General features: G+C 72.5%; 15 protein-coding genes. 10 read left to right on the top strand and 5 right to left on the bottom strand.

Annotated elements, in window-relative coordinates; translation table 11 throughout:
• The first annotated feature begins 341 nt into the window (after positions 1–341).
• The 4 genes from DZF91_RS00480 (at position 342) to DZF91_RS00495 (ending at position 3,196) form a co-directional block, all read left to right on the top strand.
• Entirely contained in the window at positions 342–1,076 is a 735-nt protein-coding gene (locus DZF91_RS00480) for a DUF1707 SHOCT-like domain-containing protein (RefSeq protein ID WP_235833952.1), read from the top strand.
• A gap of 17 nt (positions 1,077–1,093) precedes the next feature.
• The gene (locus tag DZF91_RS00485; RefSeq protein WP_117355545.1) at positions 1,094–1,672 is read left to right on the top strand and encodes a class I SAM-dependent methyltransferase; all 579 of its coding nucleotides are present in this window, start codon (positions 1,094–1,096) and stop codon (positions 1,670–1,672) included.
• Positions 1,673–1,759: 87 nt separating this feature from the next.
• A complete protein-coding gene (locus DZF91_RS00490) occupies positions 1,760–2,317 on the top strand; it encodes an RNA polymerase sigma factor (RefSeq protein WP_117355546.1) in 558 nt (185 codons plus the stop codon).
• Positions 2,318–2,326: 9 nt separating this feature from the next.
• On the top strand, positions 2,327–3,196 hold the full coding sequence (locus DZF91_RS00495; protein ID WP_117355547.1) for a hypothetical protein: 870 nt from the start codon (positions 2,327–2,329) through the stop codon (positions 3,194–3,196).
• A gap of 1,207 nt (positions 3,197–4,403) precedes the next feature.
• Here DZF91_RS00495 and DZF91_RS00500 read toward each other — a convergent pair.
• Both DZF91_RS00500 and DZF91_RS00505 read right to left on the bottom strand, forming a co-directional pair.
• Positions 4,404–5,168: a glutamate racemase gene (locus DZF91_RS00500; protein ID WP_117355548.1), complete on the bottom strand. Its 765-nt coding sequence runs from the start codon at positions 5,166–5,168 to the stop codon at positions 4,404–4,406.
• 8 nt (positions 5,169–5,176) lie between these two features.
• Complete coding sequence (locus DZF91_RS00505; RefSeq protein WP_117355549.1) at positions 5,177–5,671, bottom strand: DUF523 domain-containing protein; 495 nt, start codon at positions 5,669–5,671, stop codon at positions 5,177–5,179.
• 99 nt (positions 5,672–5,770) lie between these two features.
• Between DZF91_RS00505 and ctaD the strand changes: the two genes are divergently transcribed.
• From ctaD to DZF91_RS00525, 4 genes are all read left to right on the top strand, one after another.
• Positions 5,771–7,441 carry an aa3-type cytochrome oxidase subunit I gene (ctaD, locus tag DZF91_RS00510; RefSeq protein ID WP_117355550.1) on the top strand — a complete coding sequence of 557 codons (1,671 nt, stop codon included), beginning with the start codon at positions 5,771–5,773 and terminating at the stop codon, positions 7,439–7,441.
• Positions 7,442–7,512: 71 nt separating this feature from the next.
• Positions 7,513–8,202: a class I SAM-dependent methyltransferase family protein gene (locus DZF91_RS00515; protein WP_117355551.1), complete on the top strand. Its 690-nt coding sequence runs from the start codon at positions 7,513–7,515 to the stop codon at positions 8,200–8,202.
• A gap of 322 nt (positions 8,203–8,524) precedes the next feature.
• Complete coding sequence (locus DZF91_RS00520) at positions 8,525–9,679, top strand: PP2C family protein-serine/threonine phosphatase (RefSeq protein ID WP_147340919.1); 1,155 nt, start codon at positions 8,525–8,527, stop codon at positions 9,677–9,679.
• A gap of 163 nt (positions 9,680–9,842) precedes the next feature.
• Entirely contained in the window at positions 9,843–12,143 is a 2,301-nt protein-coding gene (locus DZF91_RS00525; RefSeq protein ID WP_117355553.1) for an ATP-binding protein, read from the top strand.
• 4 nt (positions 12,144–12,147) lie between these two features.
• On the opposite strand, the gene DZF91_RS00530 is transcribed toward DZF91_RS00525, so the two are convergent.
• The 3 genes from DZF91_RS00530 to DZF91_RS00540 all read right to left on the bottom strand — a co-directional run bounded on the left by DZF91_RS00530 (position 12,148) and on the right by DZF91_RS00540 (position 15,037).
• Positions 12,148–12,972 carry an SDR family NAD(P)-dependent oxidoreductase gene (locus DZF91_RS00530; protein ID WP_117355554.1) on the bottom strand — a complete coding sequence of 275 codons (825 nt, stop codon included), beginning with the start codon at positions 12,970–12,972 and terminating at the stop codon, positions 12,148–12,150.
• 257 nt (positions 12,973–13,229) lie between these two features.
• Positions 13,230–14,252 carry an AurF N-oxygenase family protein gene (locus tag DZF91_RS00535; RefSeq protein WP_117355555.1) on the bottom strand — a complete coding sequence of 341 codons (1,023 nt, stop codon included), beginning with the start codon at positions 14,250–14,252 and terminating at the stop codon, positions 13,230–13,232.
• 2 nt (positions 14,253–14,254) lie between these two features.
• Positions 14,255–15,037 carry a TetR/AcrR family transcriptional regulator gene (locus DZF91_RS00540; protein WP_235833954.1) on the bottom strand — a complete coding sequence of 261 codons (783 nt, stop codon included), beginning with the start codon at positions 15,035–15,037 and terminating at the stop codon, positions 14,255–14,257.
• 334 nt (positions 15,038–15,371) lie between these two features.
• On the opposite strand from DZF91_RS00540, the gene DZF91_RS00545 reads away from it, so the two are divergent.
• Complete coding sequence (locus DZF91_RS00545) at positions 15,372–16,184, top strand: ABC transporter ATP-binding protein (RefSeq protein ID WP_117355556.1); 813 nt, start codon at positions 15,372–15,374, stop codon at positions 16,182–16,184.
• Positions 16,181–17,572 (top strand): ABC transporter permease (locus DZF91_RS00550; protein WP_147340920.1); only part of this gene is annotated, 1,392 nt, incomplete at its 3' end. The genes DZF91_RS00545 and DZF91_RS00550, both read left to right, overlap by 4 nt.

Below are 17,572 nucleotides of genomic sequence, written 5' to 3' on the forward strand. Positions count from 1 at the left end.
TGGTACTGCATGGGAGACTGTGTGGGAGAGTAGGACGCCGCCGGACATATCTTGGGTGAGGCCCGCCACTTTGTGGCGGGCCTTACTTCGTTTTCTAGCATTTAGGCCCCGCCACTTTGTGGCAGGGCCTTTTCATTTTGGGTAGCCGGCTTGGACGTCGATATTCCGCGCAAGTGCGCCCTCCAACGCTGCGGCGTGCTTTCGAGTCTCCGCCCTGACCATGGCATTCGGCGTTGAGCGGACGCCGGATGTGGAGTCCATCGGCTAAGGCCCGAGGCCCATCGCCTCACTTGAGCTTCGGCTGCTTCGCTGCTAAGCGACTGGCCTTCGCGTGGGGGACTGTGGCGGGGGCGCTGAGGGAGCGGGGCGGCCACGCAGAGGGCCGCCTGGAGCGCTCCCCGAAGCCCTGCTCCTGGGCGATCGAAGCGAATACTGTTCTCTCCATGACGGAGGAGAGCCTGCCGGAGCGGCGTCCTGAGCTCAGGGTCTCGCACGAGGACCGGGAGCGGGTCGCCGAGCAGCTGAGGGTCGCCGCGGGGGACGGCCGACTGACCCTGGAGGAGCTGGACGAGCGTCTCGACAAGGCGCTCTCGGCTCGTACGGAGTCCGAACTCGCGATCCTGGTCAGGGACCTTCCCGCGGCTGGGGCCGAACTGAGCTCTGCGCCGGCGGTCCAGGCCAAGGACCTCGTGCGGATCGAGGTCGGCAGCAGCAGTATCGCGCGGGAAGGCGAATGGGTGGTGCCGCGCGCCATGGACGTCATCGTGAGCAGTGGCACCGTGAAGCTTGACCTGACGTCCGCTGTCATCAGCCACGGACCACTCCGCATCGCCGCCGAGGTGAAGAGCGGCAATCTGACGATCGTGACCCGTCCCGGCATCGTCGTGGACACCGATGAGGTGGCGGTGAAAAGCGGCTCGGTGAAGGTGAAGGTCCCGCCGTCGGTGGCGGGTGACGCACCCCGGACGTTCCTGCAGGTGGAGGTCGTCGGCTCCGTCCGCAGCGGGAAAATCGTCGCCAGGCCGCCTCGGCGCGGGTTCTTCGGCTGGCTGTTCCGCCGTCCCCCCAAGTACTGACAGGAGCCGGAGGGGAAATGCCAGATCTGTCGGAGCACCCGGATCGGAAGCGCTGGAACGCCAAGTACGAAGCCGCCGGCGAACCTGGCTTCCTGCCGCATCCGCTGGCTGTCTGGGCGCTGTCACAGGACGTGCCGGAGGGCCCCGTGCTGGATCTGGCGTCCGGACCGTCCGGTAGCGCGCTGCGGTTCGCCGCGGAGGGACACCCGGTGACGGCCGTCGACGTCTCCGAGGTGGCGCTGGATCTGTTGCGGGAGGAAGCGGAACACCGGCGCTTGGCCGATCTCATAACGCCCGTCCAGGCGGATCTGTCGGATTGGCTGGCCTCTACGAGGCAACGGTTCGCCATCGTCCTGTGCACCGGTTTCTGGGATGCGCGGGTCTTCGGCCCGGCGGTCGCGGCCGTCCCATCGGGTGGTCTGGTGCTGTGGGAGGCGTTCACCGACCGGGCGCGGCAGCGGCGGCCCGACCTCCCGTCCGAATGGTGCCTCGGTGAGGGAGAACCGGCCGCGCTCCTGCCCGCCGGCTTCAGGGTCGTTCTGCAGGAAGAGCTCCCCGACCAGGCCAAACGGAGGTTCGCCGCGCGCTCGGCGTGACCGCCCGAAAACAATCCGCGGATCCACCCCAACGTTCCGTGCCCGTCAGCCGTTTTTCAGGGGTGACGACGTTGAGGCGGAGGTTGCATGGCTGTCTGGGCTCAGACCATGGCCGCGCTCGCGGATCGGCGGGGCGCGGCGTTGAAACGGTACGCGTTCCTGTTGTGCGGTGACGATGCCGAGGCGGACGACCTGGTGCAGGAGGCACTGGTGCGCGCGTTCGCCAGGCCGGGTCACCGGACGGAGGACGAGGCCGAGGGATATGTCCGGCGGATCATGCTCAACCGGTTCCTGGACTCGAAACGCAGCGGGCGGGTCTGGCGCAGGGTGAGCCCCCTGCTGCACCGCCGGGACTATGTGCCCGACGCGTCCGGCCAGGTCGTGGTGAACGCGGACGTTCGCGCCGCACTGGCGCGCCTGTCGCCGAGACAGCGCGCCTGTGCGGTGCTGCGCTACTACGAGGACCTGACCGTCGCGCAGATCGCGGGCGAACTGGGCTGCCGCGAGGGGTCGGTCAAGCGCTACCTGAGCGAGGCGCACCAGCGCCTGGCCGAACTGCTCGGTGACGGGGAAGCCGCGTACGAGGGACGGCCGGCGACGGCGCGCGGCACGGACGCGCGGTCGCAGCCGGCGGCGAGGAAGTAGGAGAGGGAAATGGAGTCGAAGCTCGAAGAGATGCTGGCGCGCCGTATCGGCGAACTGGCGGACGAGGCGCATCCCCTGTCGGTCGGCTCGGACGAACTGACCCGGCGGGTGCGGCGGCGCAGGCGCGTCCGCAACACGACCATCGTCGCGGTGGCCGGCGCGGCGGCGGCGACGGCCGTGGGCATCCCGCAGATCTGGGCCGCGACCCGCCCGGCCGGGCACCCCGGGCCCACGACCTCCACTTCGCGCGACATCATGGTCGCCGTCGCGCCGCCGCCCGGGGTCGATGCCCCGCCGAAGTTCTGCGGGGCGCCCCGGCGGACCAGTCCGGCGGCGCCGAGTCCCGGCAGTTCCGGCCCGCCCGACCAGCCGGCCCTGGGACGAGCCGCCGCCACCATCCAGAACGTCGTCGGAGGCGGCAAGGAGGTGACGAAGAACGGACGGCGGCCGGGGCCGCTCGAACGCTGGTACGCCGGTCTCGCGATGGACACCGCCTGGCGCAAGGTGGTCGTCTACCGGCTTCCCAGCGACCGCCTGGACACGGCCGTCTGCGGTGCCGTCCGCGATGTGACGGTGGAGATCCGCGGTGCCTACCGGAACGAGGCCGACGCGCAACGCCTCGTCTCGCAGATCATGGCCCAGCCGAAACAGCCCACCTTCGAGATCTTCGGTATCGGCCCTCTCCCCGACGGACGTATCGAGGTCTCCACCGACCACCCCGGCGAGGCGGTCAAAGCCCTCTCCCACTACGGGCCCGGCATCACCGCCCGCCAGGCCACCAGTCCCAGCCCACTCAACGGCGGCAACACCCTGGGACCGGCTCGCAACGCACCCAGCGGCGGTCTGACCACGACCTCCCCGCGCACCACTCCGAGCTGACCACCTGACCGACCAGAGGAAGGAGCGGAAGTCGTGGCCCACGACCACGCCCAGTGCTCACTAACGAGCCGCCCATTCCACCGAGCGAACCTCGAAAACTCCAGCGTTTGAAGCCCCCCTCGCAACGGGTCGCCTTCAGGCAACAGGCACGAGCGAGCAAACAGCACCGATGAGCGCAGGCGAAGCCACGGCGGAACACGAACCCACGCCAACAATCGGCAGCAGAGAGGTCTGGGACCAAAGCCAAGAAAGGGGACGCGATGACCACGTACGCCCTGCAGCCGAACCGAGGGCACCAACGGAAGAACAGGGACTCGCTGCTCAACCTCGCCGCCTCGGCCCGCCGATGCCCGCCGCCTCCGCGCCCCGGCATCCGCCGCGTCCGCGTCGAGACGCCAGCGATCACAGTTCACCCGCCGGACGGGACCGGATACCTCCAGAACTCGGAGGCGTCGCGCCCCGAAGGAACCTCCCTCGTGTCCCACACTCACGTGTCGCCTACATGCCGGAGGCGTAGTGCGTCGTGGGTGCGCGCAGAAGCCGGCTTGCGGTGGGCCCTGCGCCCCGCAGGCATCTTCCTCGCGTCTCACGCCCACGTGTCGCCGCCATGCCGGAGGCGCGGTGTGTCCTGGATGCGCGCCAAAACCAGCTCGCGCTCGGCTTTGCGCCCCGCAGGCATCTTCCTCGCGTCTCACGCCCACGTGTCGCCGCCATGCCGGAGGCGCGGTGTGTCCTGGATGCGCGCCAAAACAAGCTCGCGCTCGGCTTTGCGCCCCGCAGGCATCTTCCTCGCGTCTCACGCCCACGTGTCGCCGCCATGCCGGAGGCGCGGTGTGTCCTGGATGCGCGCCAAAACAAGCTCGCGCTCGGCTTTGCGCCCCGCAGGCATCTTCCTCGCGTCTCACGCCCACGTGTCGCCGCCATGCCGGAGGCGCGGTGTGTCCTGGATGCGCGCAGAGGCCGGCTTGCGCTCGGCTTTGCGCTCTGTAGGCATGTTCTCCGTGTCCCACACTCACGTGTCGCCGACCCGCCGGAGGCGGGGCGTGTCGCGGGTGCGCTCCGAAACCGGCTTGCGGTTGGCTTTGCGCTCTGTAGGCATCTTCCCCGTGTCCCGCGCCCACGTGTCGCGGACATGTCGGAGGCGGGGGGTGTTGTGGGTGCGCGCCAGAGTCGGCTTGCGGTTCGTTCTGGGGTGCGGGCGGGCGGGTTAGGGGACGGGGGAGGGGAGGAGGGACTGCCAGTAGCGCTGGGCCACTGGGGGGAGGTCGGTCTGGCGGCCGCTCTGGAAGACGGTCAGGGTGCCTGTGGGGGCGGCGTCCGGGGTGGCGGGCTGGTCGAGGCGGCGGAGGGTCTGGGTGGCGAGGGCGGCGGCGGAGCCGAACAGTTCGGGGGAGGACGGGAAGGCCGCGGCGATCTGCGGGCCGATCAGCTCGTAGTGCGTGCAGCCCAGGACGACGTGCTTGACCTCGTCGGGCGTGGCGCGGACGGCGGTGTCGATGGCGGCGCGCAGGCGGCGCGGGTCGCCGGAGTCGACGGCGTCCGCGAGGCCGGGGCAGGCCACGCGGTGGACGGGGACGTCCGGGGCGAACCGGCGGATCAGGTCCGCCTGGTAGGCGCTGTGGGTGGTCGCGACCGTGGCCCAGACCCCCACGGGGACACCGGCCGCGGCGGCGGGCTTGATCGCCGGGACGGTCCCGATCACCGGGACGGCGGGTTCGAAGGCCAGCCGCAGGGTGGGCAGCGCGTGCACGGTCGCGGTGTTGCAGGCCACGATCAGGGCGTCCGGCTCGGTCGCGGCGGCGGCGCCGGCGCATGCCAGGGCTCGGTCGGTGATCTCCTCGGGCGGGCGCGGGCCCCAGGGCGCGCCGTCCGGGTCCCAGGACAGCACGAGGTCGGCGTCCGGGCGGACGCGTCGGACGGCGGCGGCAGCGGCGAGCAGGCCGAAGCCGGAGTCGACGAGAGCGATGCGCATGCGGCCCCTCAGGATTCCAGTTCGGCCAGGTAGGCGGCGGCTTCGGGGAGTTCGTCCTCGCTGAACACCCGGATCCCCGCCGAGGTCAACAGCGCGGTCGTGACGCCCATTCCTGGGACGCGGGTGCCGGTGAACGAGCCGTCGTACACGCGGTGACTGCCGCAGGACGGGCTCGACTCCTTCAGGACCGCGATCCGGGCCCCGGCGCGCCGGGCGGTCTCGAGGGCGATGCGCGCTCCGGCCAGGAACTCCGCCGTGACGTCCTCGCCGGTGTCGGTCATGATCCGGGCGCCGTCGTCCGCCGGAAGGTGCCCGGGGACCGGGGGAGTGATCTCCGCGGGTGGGCGGGGAACGGGCAGGCCGCCGGCGATCTCGGGGCAGACGGGAACGAGGCGGCCCTCGGCGCGCCAGCGCTCGAACAGGCCGTCCGTCACGGGCTTGGCGGCGCCGTCGTACCGCACGGGCCTGCCCAGCAGGCAAGAACTCACCAGTATCCGCTCCACACACAACAGCGTAGGAGGTCGGGTTGAACCGGTGTGTCTTGCGTCTCACCGGAGACCGGCGAATAGTTGGGGGGCACCCCCGTCCCAAGGGAGCCCGGCATGGTCCTACTCGGCCGCCCCCTCCCCGAGGCGCCCGCGCGGCGGCGCACCCGGGGATCGGTCCTGGTGTCCTGGATCACGACCACCGACCACAAGGTGATCGGCCACCTCTACCTCATCACCTCGTTCGTGTTCTTCCTCCTCGCCGGCGTCATGGCGATGGTGATCCGGGCGGAGCTGTTCTCGCCCGGCCGGCAGGTCGTCAGCAACGAGCAGTACAACCAGCTGTTCACGATGCACGGGACGGTCATGCTGCTGCTGTTCGCGACCCCGCTGTTCGTGGGGTTCGCGAACGAGATCATGCCGCTGCAGATCGGCGCGCCGGACGTGGCGTTCCCGCGGATGAACATGCTGAGCTACTGGTTCTTCCTGTTCGGCGGGATCATCGTGATGCTGTCGTTCGTGACGCCGGGCGGGTCGGCGGCGTTCGGCTGGACCGCGTACGCGCCGCTGACCAGCTCGATCCGGTCGCCGGGCCTCGGCGGCGACATGTGGATCATGGGGTTGGCGCTGTCCGGGTTCGGCACGATCCTCGGCGCGGTCAACTTCCTCACCACGATCATCGGGATGCGCGCGCCCGGCATGACCATGTTCCGGCTGCCGATCTTCACCTGGAACACGCTGCTGACCAGCCTGCTGGTCCTGCTGGCGTTCCCGGTGCTGGCGGCGGCGCTGCTGGTGCTGGAGGCCGACCGGCGGTTCGGCGCGCACGTGTTCGACCCGGAGGTCGGCGGGGCGCTGACCTGGCAGCACCTGTTCTGGTTCTTCGGCCATCCCGAGGTGTACATCATCGCGCTGCCGTTCTTCGGCATCATCACCGAGATCATCCCGGTGTTCAGCCGCAAGCCGCTGTTCGGCTACTTCGGCATGGTCGGCGCGACGATCTGCATCGCGGGCCTGTCGATGGCGGTGTGGGCGCACCACATGTTCACCACGGGGCAGGTCCTGCTGCCGTTCTTCTCGTTCATGACGTACCTGATCGCGGTGCCGACGGGGGTGAAGTTCTTCAACTGGGTCGGCACGATGTGGCGGGGGAACCTCTCGTTCGAGACGCCGATGCTGTGGTCGGTCGGGTTCCTGGTGACGTTCCTGTTCGGCGGCCTCACCGGGATCATCCTCGCCTCGCCGCCGCTGGACTTCCAGCTGCAGGACTCCTACTTCGTCGTCGCGCACTTCCACTACGTGGTGTTCGGGACGGTCGTGTTCGCGATGTTCGGCGGCTTCTACTTCTGGTGGCCGAAGTTCACCGGGACGATGCTGAACGAGGCCCTCGGGAAGATCCACTTCTGGACGCTGTTCGTCGGCTTCCACACCACCTTCCTCATCCAGCACTGGCTGGGCGCGGAGGGGATGCCCCGCCGGTACGCGGACTACGCGCGGGAGTTCACGGCGCTGAACCGGGTGTCGAGCGTCGGCGCGTTCCTGCTCGGCGCGTCCACGCTGGTCTTCCTCTACAACGTCTACGTCACCTGGCGGCACGGGAAACGGGTCGAGGCGGACGATCCATGGGGTTACGGCAACTCCCTGGAGTGGGCCACATCCTCCCCACCTCCGCGCCACAACTTCAAGGCCATCCCGCGCATCCGGTCCGAGCGGCCCGCGTTCGACCTGCACTATCCCAAGCTGCCGGCGGCCTCGGAGGCCGAGCACGCCCCGGAGCCGGGGGGATAGCGGAAGTCCGGGAGTGGACAGGCCGACTCGTTCCGCAGCCGGGGAATCACGCTGCGTCTACATTGCTGCGCATGGAGCAATGCAACGAGCCGGACCGCCGTGACTGGGCGGCCTGGCACGACGCCTACGACGAGCCGGGGTCGGCGCTGTCCCGGCGGCTGCGGACCGTCCAGCAGCGCCTCCGCGAGGCCGTGGACGCCGCCCCGCCGGGCCGGATCCGGGTGGTCAGCTTATGCGCGGGGCAGGGCCGCGACCTGATCGGCGCCCTGCGCGACCATCCGCGCCGCGACGACCTGGCCGGACGCCTCGTCGAGCTGGATCCGGCGAACGTCCGCCGGGCCGGTGCCGCGGCCCGCGAGGCCGGGATGAAACGGGTGTCGGCGGTCGTCGGCGACGCGTCCCGCACCGACGCCTACGCGGGGGCCGTCCCGGCGGACGTGGTGCTGGTGTGCGGGGTGTTCGGCAACATCGCGGACGCCGACGTCGAGCGCACCATCGGCCTGCTGCCGCAGCTGTGCGCGCCCGGCGCGTTCGTGGTCTGGACCCGCAACCGTCAGCCTCCGGACCTCACTCCGCGGATCCGGGAGTGGTTCGCCCGGCACGACTTCGAGGAGCGCTGGATCTCACCTCCGGAGGAACGCGCCTACGGCGTCGGGGTGCACCGTTTCAACGGGAGGCCGCAGCCGTTGCGGCGCGGCGTCCGGATGTTCACGTTCATCGGCTACGACATCCTCCGGAACGGGGATCCCTGGCCGACCTGACCGATCCCGATCCGTTAAGACCGGCAGTATCCCGTCGTTGACCGCATGACAGCCCCGTCCCGCACGCCTCCACTGGCGGGACGGGGCACCAGCCAACCAAAACGCAGCGCAACCGCCTTCTGGCGAAGGAAACCGCACGTGGACGAGCCGCAGGGTGCCGTGTCCGGGGCGGCGAGCGGCGAACCGGAGTGCCCCCAGGTCCAGTGGTTTTCCGGAAATCGATCCGGTTCGTGCACGCCGGGCTACAATCGGCGACTGACAGCGGTCCGTGCGCACCGCGTGGCTCACGGATGACGTCCACGACGAACGGCGTCCCCTCCCCATGGCCTGGATTCGTCACTTTCCCCGCGTCGACGCCGCGGCCTGCCTGCCGCTCGCCGCGCTACTGGTCATCGCGGCGGCCGATCTGTGCCTTCCGAACGGCGGCTCGGTGATCGGCCTGCTCATCGGCGTGCCGGCGCTGGCCGGGCTGCGGCAGTCGTCGGCGCGGTTCGTCGCCGCGACCGGCGCGGCCACGCTCGCGACCCTCGGCCTCCTCGAGCTCTCGATGGTCGCGGACGAGCGGCTGCGCTTCGCGGCCGTGGTCGCCGGCGTGCTCGGCACGACCGCCGTGACCGCGGTCGCGACCCGGCGGCGCGAGCGCAGCGACCACGAGCGGGCCGACCTGCGCGCGATCACCGACGCCATGCGCCGCGCGGTGCTGCGTCCCGCCCCGCGGCGGACCGGCGGGGTGCGCACCGGCGTCCGCTACTTCGCGGACGCCGTCGAGGCGGGGCTGGGCGGCGACCTGTACGCGGTGATGGAGACCGCCTACGGCGTCCGCGTCATCGTCGGCGACGTGCGCGGCAAGGGACTGGCCGCCCTGGAGCAGGCCGCCGACGTGCTGGGCGCGTTCCGCGAGCTGGCGCACAACGAGCCGACGCTCACCGGCGTCGCGCTGCGGCTCGACGGGTTCCTCGCGCGGCGCGGCGGCGCGGAGGACTTCGTCACCGCGCTGCTGGTCCAGATCCCCCCGGACGGCGCCGACGCGGAACTGGTCAACTGCGGGCATCCGCCGCCGTTGCTGCTGTCGCTCGACGGGGCCTCGACGTTCGTGGACGCCCTGCCGCCCGCGCCGCCCCTCGGCCTGGTCGCGGTCGCGGGCGACGCGTGCCCGTCCGGGCCGCTCCCGCTGCCGCCCTGCGGGGGCCACCTGCTGCTCTACACCGACGGCGTCACCGAGTCGCGCGACGCCGCCGGACGCTTCTACCCGCTCGCGGAGCGGGCCGCCGCGCTCGTCCACCCCGATCCGGACGTCCTGCTGGACGCCCTGGAGGCGGATCTCCGGGCGCACGTGGGCGGACGTCCCGAGGACGACGCCGCGCTGCTCGTCCTCGACTTCGATCCGGTCCCGTCGGCGTACGCGCTCGGCGGTGACCCCGCCCCCGCGCATCGCGGGACCGACGACCTGGCCCATGAGCCCGCCGACGGCCGGTGACGGCCGCGCCTCGTCCTGGATCGCCGGGCGGGGCGCGGGAACCTGCGCCTGTTCTCCTGGGCTCGCTGCGACACCGCGTGGCGGCGGTGCTCGGCCGCAAGGTCGCGCGGCGGTGTGGATCGGTCCATGGCGGTGGGGACGTTGTCGGGTGGCGTCGTAGGAGGTGACGGTGTTCCAGGACGACCGGTCGATGCTGGTGCGGGTGGGTCTTGTGGATCGGGAACGGGAACTCGCCACCGTGCGGGAGCAGATCGGGCACGGGCGGCCGGTGACGCTCACCGGCGTCGGCGGAGTGGGGAAGACGCGGCTGGCGCTGCGCGCGGCGCAGGAGCTGCGAGCAGCGTTCCCGGACGGCGCGTGGTTCGTCCGGATCGACGAGATCAGGCATCCGGCGCTGCTCGCGCACGGCGTGACGGCGGCGATGGGCGTCGTCGACCAGCCGGGGCGGTCCCAGGCGGAGGTGCTGCTCGGCTTCCTCGCCGCCCGCCGGGCCCTGGTGGTCCTGGACGGCTGCGAGCACCTGCGCGAGGCGGTCGGCGACCTGGTCGGGATGCTGCGCGAGGGCGCGCCCGACGTACGGTTCATCGCGACCGCGCGGCAGGCGCTGGCGATGCCGGGCGAGTACCGGCTGGTCGTCCGTCCGCTGCCGGTGCCCGCCGAGGCCGACTGCGAACGCCTCACCTTCCACCCCGCCGACCTGCGCAGGCTGTCCCGGATCGAGTCGGTGCGGCTGTTCGCCGTCCGGGCCGCCGAGGCCGCGCCCGGTTTCGCCCTGACGGCCCGGAACGCGGCGCAGGTGGCGCGGCTGTGCCGGCGGCTGGACGGGATCCCGTTCGCGATCGAGCTCGCCGCCGTCCGGATGCGGGAGATGCCACTGGACGAGGTGCTGGGCCGGTTGCACGACCGGTTCGCCGTGCTCGGCGCGGCCCGTCCGGGACTGCCCCGGCACCAGACGCTGCGCACCGCGATCGGTTGGAGCCACGAGCTGTGCACGCCGGCCGAGCGCCTGCTGTGGGCGCGCCTGTCGGTCTTCGAGGACGGCTTCGACGGCGACGCCGTGGGCGCGGTGTGCGCGGACGACCGGCTGCCCGCCGGCGACGTCCCGGCGCTGCTCGCGCGCCTGGTGGACAAGTCCATCCTGTACCTGGGCGATCACGACGACGGGACGCGGTACCGGCTGCTGGGCACCGTCCGCGAGTACGGGCTCGGCTGGCTGCGGCTGCTCGGCGAGGAACGGCGGATGCGCCGCCGGCACCGCGACCACTATCTGGAGGTCGCCCGGCGGGTCGACCGCGACTGGTTCGGCGCGCACCAGTTCGTCCTCTACCGGGAGCTGCTCGCCGATCTCGGGAACTACCGCGCCGCGCTCGCCTATGACGGCGCCGGGGAGGCGGACCGCCGCGCCGCCCTCGACCTGGCCGCCGCGCTCTGGCCGCTGTGGATCGTCCGGGGCCTGACCCGCGAGGGCCGCTACCACCTGGAACGCGTCCTCGCGGACGACCCGCCGCCCGGTCCCGAGCGGGCCCGCGCCCGCTGCCATCTGGCCTGGGTCGCGTTCGCCCGCGCGGACGTCGAGACCGCGTGCGCGACCGCCGAGGCCGCCCGCAGGGAGGCCCTCGACCACGACGACCAGCTGCTCGCGCTGCGCGCCCGGATGATCGCCTGCGTCGCGCTTGGAACGAGCGGCACCCTTCCTGGCGAGGCCCACGCGAGTGAGACCTCACCGGGAGGTTCCGGTGGGATCGGGACGTTCTCCGGGGAGGCCGTGGGGGGCGGGACGGGCGCGCGCGGGGCAGGAGGTCAGGAGGGTTCGGATGCGCTGGGGAACCGGGGGCGCGAACCGCGTCCGGCGTCGGGCGACGTGGCGCGGGAGGCCGCGCTCGTCCTGACCGAGACGCTGGACGCCATCCTCGCCTCGCGCGCCGGGCGGCCCGACGACCTGGACCCGCTGCTCGCCCTCGGCGTGATCGGGCTGCTGCTCGACCGCTGCGGGGAGCTCGACCAGGCCGCCGACCTGCTCGTCCGGGCGGTCGAGCTGTGCGCGGGGCACGGTGACCTGTGGTGGTGGTCGCACCTGGACTGGATCCTGGCGCGGGTCGAGCTCCGCCGGAACCGCCCGGCGGAGGCGTCGGGGCGGGCGCGCACGGCGCTCGCGATCAAGCTGGAGTTCCAGGACGCGATGGGCGCGGCGCTGCAGCTGGAGGTGCTCGCGGCGGCGGCCGTCGCGCTCGGGGGGCCGGTGCGCGCGGCCCGCCTGCACGGCGTGGCCGCGTCGGTGCTGCGCACCGCGACGACGCCGGGCCTGTCCCTGCTGGCGCTCGGCGACGTCCACGCGGAGGCCGAGCGCGCCGCCCGGGAACGGCTCGGCGACGCGTCCTACGAGCGGGAGCGCGACGCCGGAGCCGTCCTGGACGAGGAGACCGCGATCGCCTACGCCCTGGGGCCGGACGACCGCGAGTCCTGAGCGGTCAGGACCGCTTGTCGGCGCGGATGCGCCGGACCGCGATCTGCGCGACGCGGACGGCGGCGCCGGGGTTGAGGCGCGCGCCGCGCCAGGCGGCGCGTCCGGAGGCGGGCGCGACGATCAGCGCCTGGTTCCGCTCGATGCCGCGCATGATGTCGCGGGCCAGCTTCTCGGCCGTGTAGAGGCGCGGCGACGCCTTCTGGATGTCGGCCTTGGCGTCGCCCGACAGCGGTGTCGAGGGCAGGTCCGGGTTGACGTTGGTGAGCAGCGGGGTGTCCACGAAGCCGGGGCAGACGACGCTGACCTTGACGCCCCGGGTGGCCGCCTCGGCGCGCAGTCCGAGGGACAGGCCGACGACGGCGTGCTTGGTCGCGGTGTAGGGGATGCCGATCGGCATCGGGACGAGCCCGGCGAGGGAGGCGGTGTTCACGATGTGCCCGGAGCCCTGCTCCAGCATGATCGGGTAGGCCGCGTGGACGCCGTGGACGACGCCCTTGAGGTTGATGTCGATCGCCCGGTTCCAGTGGTCGAGCGTCAGCTCCTCGGCGAGGCCGCCGATGGCGATGCCCGCGTTGTTGAAGACCAGGTCGAGCGAGCCGTGCTCGTCCCTGACGCCCCGGTAGAGCTCGGCGACGGCGGCGGCGTCGGTGACGTCGAGGGCCGTGGCGGTCGCCTTGCCCCGGCCGAGGGTGTTCAGCCGGTCGGCGACCTTGGCGGCGCCGCCGGCGTTGATGTCGGTGACCACGACGGTGTTCCCGCGGGACACCAGGGCCGTGGCGATCGCTCGTCCGATTCCGGACGCGCCGCCGGTCACGATCGCAATGCTCATCGTCGCTGCTCCGCTCGATCTCAGGGGCACAGAGGGGCGTGGGAGGTGCGCAGGGGGCCCGCGGGACCGGCCAGGAGGGGGAGTGCGGCCGGTCCCGCGAGTCTAATTGGATAGTTGGTTCAATAGTGCCGTGCGGGCAGTGTAGCCAGACGCCCGCGGCCTCCCGACCCGGCCCCCGGCCCGGCGAGTCGGGAGTCGTCGCGGCGCGGCGTGGCCACCGGTGGCCGGAGTCGCCGGTGGCGTGGGCGTGGGCGTTCTCAGGCGGCCTTGGCGGTGCGGCGGGACGGCGCCTCGTCCGGAAGGGGACGGCGCCGGCCCGGCTCGTCCCAGATGCCGAACGCCTTCCAGATGAGCTTGTTCACCGGGGTCACGACGCCCAGCTCGGCCATCAGGTCGCGGATCTTGCCGACCGAGTTGGCGATCTCCGCCTGCGCGGCCGGGCTCCGGTACGCCTCGCGGACGACGTCCTTCGGGATGCCGAAGTGCCGGACCATCGGGCCGGGCGGGGACAGCATGATCCGCGCCATCACGCCCAGCACGACCGGGGTCGCGACGCCGAGCGCGCGGCGGCGGATCTTCGGCATCGACGGGACCCGGTGCTTGAGGTAGTGCCGGGCGAACGAGATGTGCCGGGCCTCCTCGGCGATGTGGATGCGCATGATCGTCTCCTCGAGCGGGTGCTTGATGTGCCCGCCCTTGAGGGACTTGCGCTGCACGTAGTCGATCGGGTCCTCGCCGCCGAGCACGAAGACGAAGAACATCTCGGTGCTGACCAGCGGGATCCACGGGGCCGCCTGCGCCACGAGGGTGAGCGACCTCGGCATGCCCTTGATCGGGAGCTTCGTCCGGTTGACGAACTCCTGGAACATCATCCCGTGGTGACACTCCTCGGTCGTCTCGTGGTAGACGTACCGGAACTCCGGACGGCCGTTGGGCAGCCAGTACGCGAAGTTGAGCAGTCCGCGCTTCAGCAGGTTCTCGAACTGCAGGCCGATCTTCATGGCGGTGGCGACCCGCCACAGCCCGATCTGCGCCTGGACCTCCGGCGGCTGCGACCGGTACCACGCCGTCCGGCCGAGCCGGTCGAACGCGGGCAGCACGAAGCGCGGGTCGTTCTTGTCCACCTGGAAGTCGGGGTCGTCCCAGGGGATGTCCGCGTACGCCTCCCAGTGCTTCTCCACCGACGCCTTGTTGAGGCGGTCGATGACGCCCAGGTAGGACTTGCGGTCCTTGACCTGCTCGCGGACTTCCTCGGCGAGCTCGGTGGGGGCCTTGGTCATGGTCATGCTCCCTCGGGGGTCGGGGGTTCGGCGGTTCCCGAGTCGTCGCCGCTCCGGGCGTCCGGCGAGAGGTCCGGCGAGAGGTTCGCCCAGGGGATCGTCCGGGCGTCCGGCGCGGCGTCCGTCCGGGCGTCCGGGGGAACGTCCGACGGCGCGGGGATGATCAGCCGGGCGACGCTCTTGACCTGCGCGAGGACGGCCTTCTGGTGGCCCTCGGCGTCGCCGTCCAGCGCGTGCTGGACCGACAGGCCGACGAACATCGCGAAGACGCCGCGCAGCATCGTCGGAACGGCGTCGTCCGGCATGTTGGTCGCCGGGAAGAGCCGTCCGAACGTCTCCAGGATGACCTGCAGGATGCGTTCGTTCAGGTCGCGGCAGAGCGGGCGCAGCTCGTCGTCGGTGCGCGCGGCGACCGCGAGCTCGAGCAGCGCCCTGGCCGGGCGGCCCCGGAACACCTCCCAGAGCAGGTCGAGCGCGCCCTCGACGTTGCGCCGCTCGGGCGGCAGCACCGCGAACGCCGTCTCGTAGGCGAGCCGCTGGCGTTCCAGCAGGTGCTCCAGCGCCGCCGCGACCAGCACCATCTTGGTCGGGTAGTGGTGCTGCTGGGCGCCCCGCGACACTCCGGCCCGGCGCGCGACCTCGGTCGTGGACGTGCCGGACCAGCCGAGGTCGGCCAGGCACTCCATGGTGGCGTCGAGCAGGCGGGACTGGGTGCGGGAGCGCCGCTCCTCCTGGGTCCGGCGGTCGCCGGACCGGCGGCGGGAGTGGCATCGTCGGGTGCTCACGGACACGCTTCCGACGGTACGTAAGCACTTACAAGCAATCAAGCCTGCTTGTATGTTGCCCGCATCACAATTGGACTAGCCGTCCAATCCCGTTGCGTGCGTGCCGGGCACGCCGCCTGGGTGCGGACGTTGCCGTGACGTCGTCGCGGGCGAGCTCCCGGTCGAGGAGACGGTCACGCCGGGGCCTCGACCGCCTCGGCAGGCGCCTGCATTCGCGGTAGTCGTGTACGCCTGCCGGGGTACGCCGACCAGCCGCGCTGCGCCGGAGGGCGCACGTCGTAAGCCGCTCCCTGCGGGACGACGCGGCCACCTTCCGCGCCCGAGCATCGACGGCATGACCAAGAGCAGAGGAAACGACGTCGAAGCGCCGCCCGCGGGCTCGGCGGCCGGTGCGGGCGGGGCCGGCGGCGGCGCGGCCGAGGGAGGCGCGCGGACCGAGCGGCTGACCAAGGTGTACGGGACGGGCTCGACCGCCGTCCGGGCGCTGGACGGCGTGACCGTCACGCTCCCCGGCGGCCGGTTCACCGCGATCATGGGACCGTCCGGCGCGGGCAAGTCCACGCTGATGCACTGCGTGGCGGGCCTGGACGCCCCGACGTCCGGACGCGTGTTCGTCGGCGGCGTCGACCTGGGGGGTCTCCCGGACGCCAAGCTGACCCGGCTGCGCCGGGAGCGGATCGGGTTCGTGTTCCAGGCGTTCAACCTGCTGCCGACCCTGACCGCCCGGGACAACATCCTGCTGCCGACGACGCTCGCCGGGGCGGCCCCCGACCGGGAGTGGTTCGACACCGTCGTCCGGACGCTCGGCCTCGGCGAGCGGCTGGGGCACCGGCCCGGCCAGCTGTCCGGCGGCCAGCAGCAGCGGGTCGCGCTGGCCCGCGCGCTGATCACCCGCCCGGAGATCGTGTTCGCGGACGAGCCGACCGGCAACCTCGACTCGCGCACCGGCACCGAGGTGCTGGCGCTGCTGCGCGGCTCGGTGGACGACCTCGGGCAGACCGTCGCGATGGTCACCCACGACCCGGCCGCCGCCGCGCACGCCGACGCGGTGGTCTTCCTCGCCGACGGGAAGATCGTGGACATCATGGACGCGCCGACGCAGGACCGCGTCCTGGACCGGATGCGCGGCCTGGGCGGTGCGGCATGATCGGGCTGACCGTCCGGGAGCTGTGGGGGCGGCGCCGCCGGCTCGCGTCGTCCCTGGTCGCGGTGTTCCTCGGCGTCGCGTTCCTCACCGGCACCCTCGCGCTCGGAGACACCCTGTCGCACTCGATCGACCGGTACTTCGCCAACGCCTACGGCGAGGCGGACGTGATGGTCCGGAACGCCACCCGGGTCAGCAGGTCGCCGGGGCAGCTGCCCGGGGAGATCGACGGGTCCGTCCTCGCCCGGGTGAAGGACGTGCCGGGCGTGGCGGGCGCGGAGCCGGTGATCCAGGGATCGGGGCAGCCGCTCGGCAGGGACGGCAAGGTCATCGCCGCCCGCGGCCCGCGCGTCGCCGGGAACTGGATCGAGGACCCGAAGCTCAACGCCTACCGGGTCGTGCAGGGCCGCGCGCCGCGCGCCGCCGACGAGGTCGTGATCAACAAGCGGGCCGCCGACGCCGGGCGCCTGCGGGTGGGGGACCGGACGTTCGTCCTCACGCCCGAGCGGGTCCCGGTCACGGTCGTCGGCATCAGCATGTTCGGCGAGGATCCGGCGTTCGGCGAGACCTCGTTCACCGCGTTCGGCCTGGAGGGCGCGCGCCGCCACATCGCGCACGGCTCCGGCCGCCTGACCGGTGTGGCCCTGCGTGCCGCGCCGGGCGTCGGGCAGGCGGAGCTCGCCGCGCGCGTCACCCGCGCGCTGCCCGCCGGGACCGAGGCGGTCACCGGGAAGGCCCTGGTCGAGGAGGGGATCGGGCAGGTCCGCGACGGCTTCCTGCGGATCTTCCGGTCCGCGCTCGGGGCGTTCGCCGGGGTGGCGCTGCTGGTCGCCGCGTTCTCCATCCACAACACCTTCGCGATCACGCTGGCGCAGCGGATGCGCGAGTCGGCGCTGCTGCGCGCGGTCGGCGCGAGCCGCCGCCAGCTCGCCGGGCTCGTCGGCGCGGAGGCCCTGGTGGTCGGCGGGCTCGCCACCGCCGCCGGGCTCGCGGGCGGCGTCGGATGCGCGGCGCTGCTGAAACTGCTGTTCAGCGGGTTCGGCATGGGACTGGAGGCGCAGGGCGTCGTGATCACCGCGCGGACCCTGCTGATCGCCGCGCCGGTCGGGCTCGCCGTCACCCTGCCGGCGGTCCTCGGCCCGGCCGTCCGCGCCGCGCGGGTCCCGCCGATCGCCGCGATGCGGGCGTCGGCGGCCGAGCCCGCAGAAGTGTCGGAGTCGCGTGCCATCGTGGGTTCGGTGGTGGCGGCCGTCGGGATCGGCGCGGCGGTCTTCGGCGCGGTCGTCGGGCGCGGGTCGTGGACGGGCGTCGGCGCGGTGATGACGCTGGTCGCGCTGGTGGCGCTGGGTCCGGTCGCGGCGCGTCCGGCGGCGGCCCTCATCGGCCTGCCC

Origin of the sequence: Actinomadura logoneensis, from assembly GCF_003428695.1 — a bacterium.
GTDB lineage: Bacteria > Actinomycetota > Actinomycetes > Streptosporangiales > Streptosporangiaceae > Spirillospora > Spirillospora logoneensis.

What these genes read in the sequence shown, in the direction of transcription:
- DZF91_RS00485 (WP_117355545.1), top strand. Translation starts at nt 1,094, where the DNA reads ATGCCAGATCTGTCGGAGCACCCGGATCGGAAGCGCTGGAACGCCAAG.
- DZF91_RS00500 (WP_117355548.1), bottom strand. Translation starts at nt 5,168, where the DNA reads ATGCGCATCGCTCTCGTCGACTCCGGCTTCGGCCTGCTCGCCGCTGCC.
- ctaD (WP_117355550.1), top strand. Translation starts at nt 5,771, where the DNA reads ATGGTCCTACTCGGCCGCCCCCTCCCCGAGGCGCCCGCGCGGCGGCGC.
- DZF91_RS00520 (WP_147340919.1), top strand. Translation starts at nt 8,525, where the DNA reads ATGGCCTGGATTCGTCACTTTCCCCGCGTCGACGCCGCGGCCTGCCTG.
- DZF91_RS00490 (WP_117355546.1), top strand. Translation starts at nt 1,760, where the DNA reads ATGGCTGTCTGGGCTCAGACCATGGCCGCGCTCGCGGATCGGCGGGGC.
- DZF91_RS00495 (WP_117355547.1), top strand. Translation starts at nt 2,327, where the DNA reads ATGGAGTCGAAGCTCGAAGAGATGCTGGCGCGCCGTATCGGCGAACTG.
- DZF91_RS00515 (WP_117355551.1), top strand. Translation starts at nt 7,513, where the DNA reads ATGGAGCAATGCAACGAGCCGGACCGCCGTGACTGGGCGGCCTGGCAC.
- DZF91_RS00545 (WP_117355556.1), top strand. Translation starts at nt 15,372, where the DNA reads ATGACCAAGAGCAGAGGAAACGACGTCGAAGCGCCGCCCGCGGGCTCG.
- DZF91_RS00530 (WP_117355554.1), bottom strand. Translation starts at nt 12,972, where the DNA reads ATGAGCATTGCGATCGTGACCGGCGGCGCGTCCGGAATCGGACGAGCG.
- DZF91_RS00535 (WP_117355555.1), bottom strand. Translation starts at nt 14,252, where the DNA reads ATGACCAAGGCCCCCACCGAGCTCGCCGAGGAAGTCCGCGAGCAGGTC.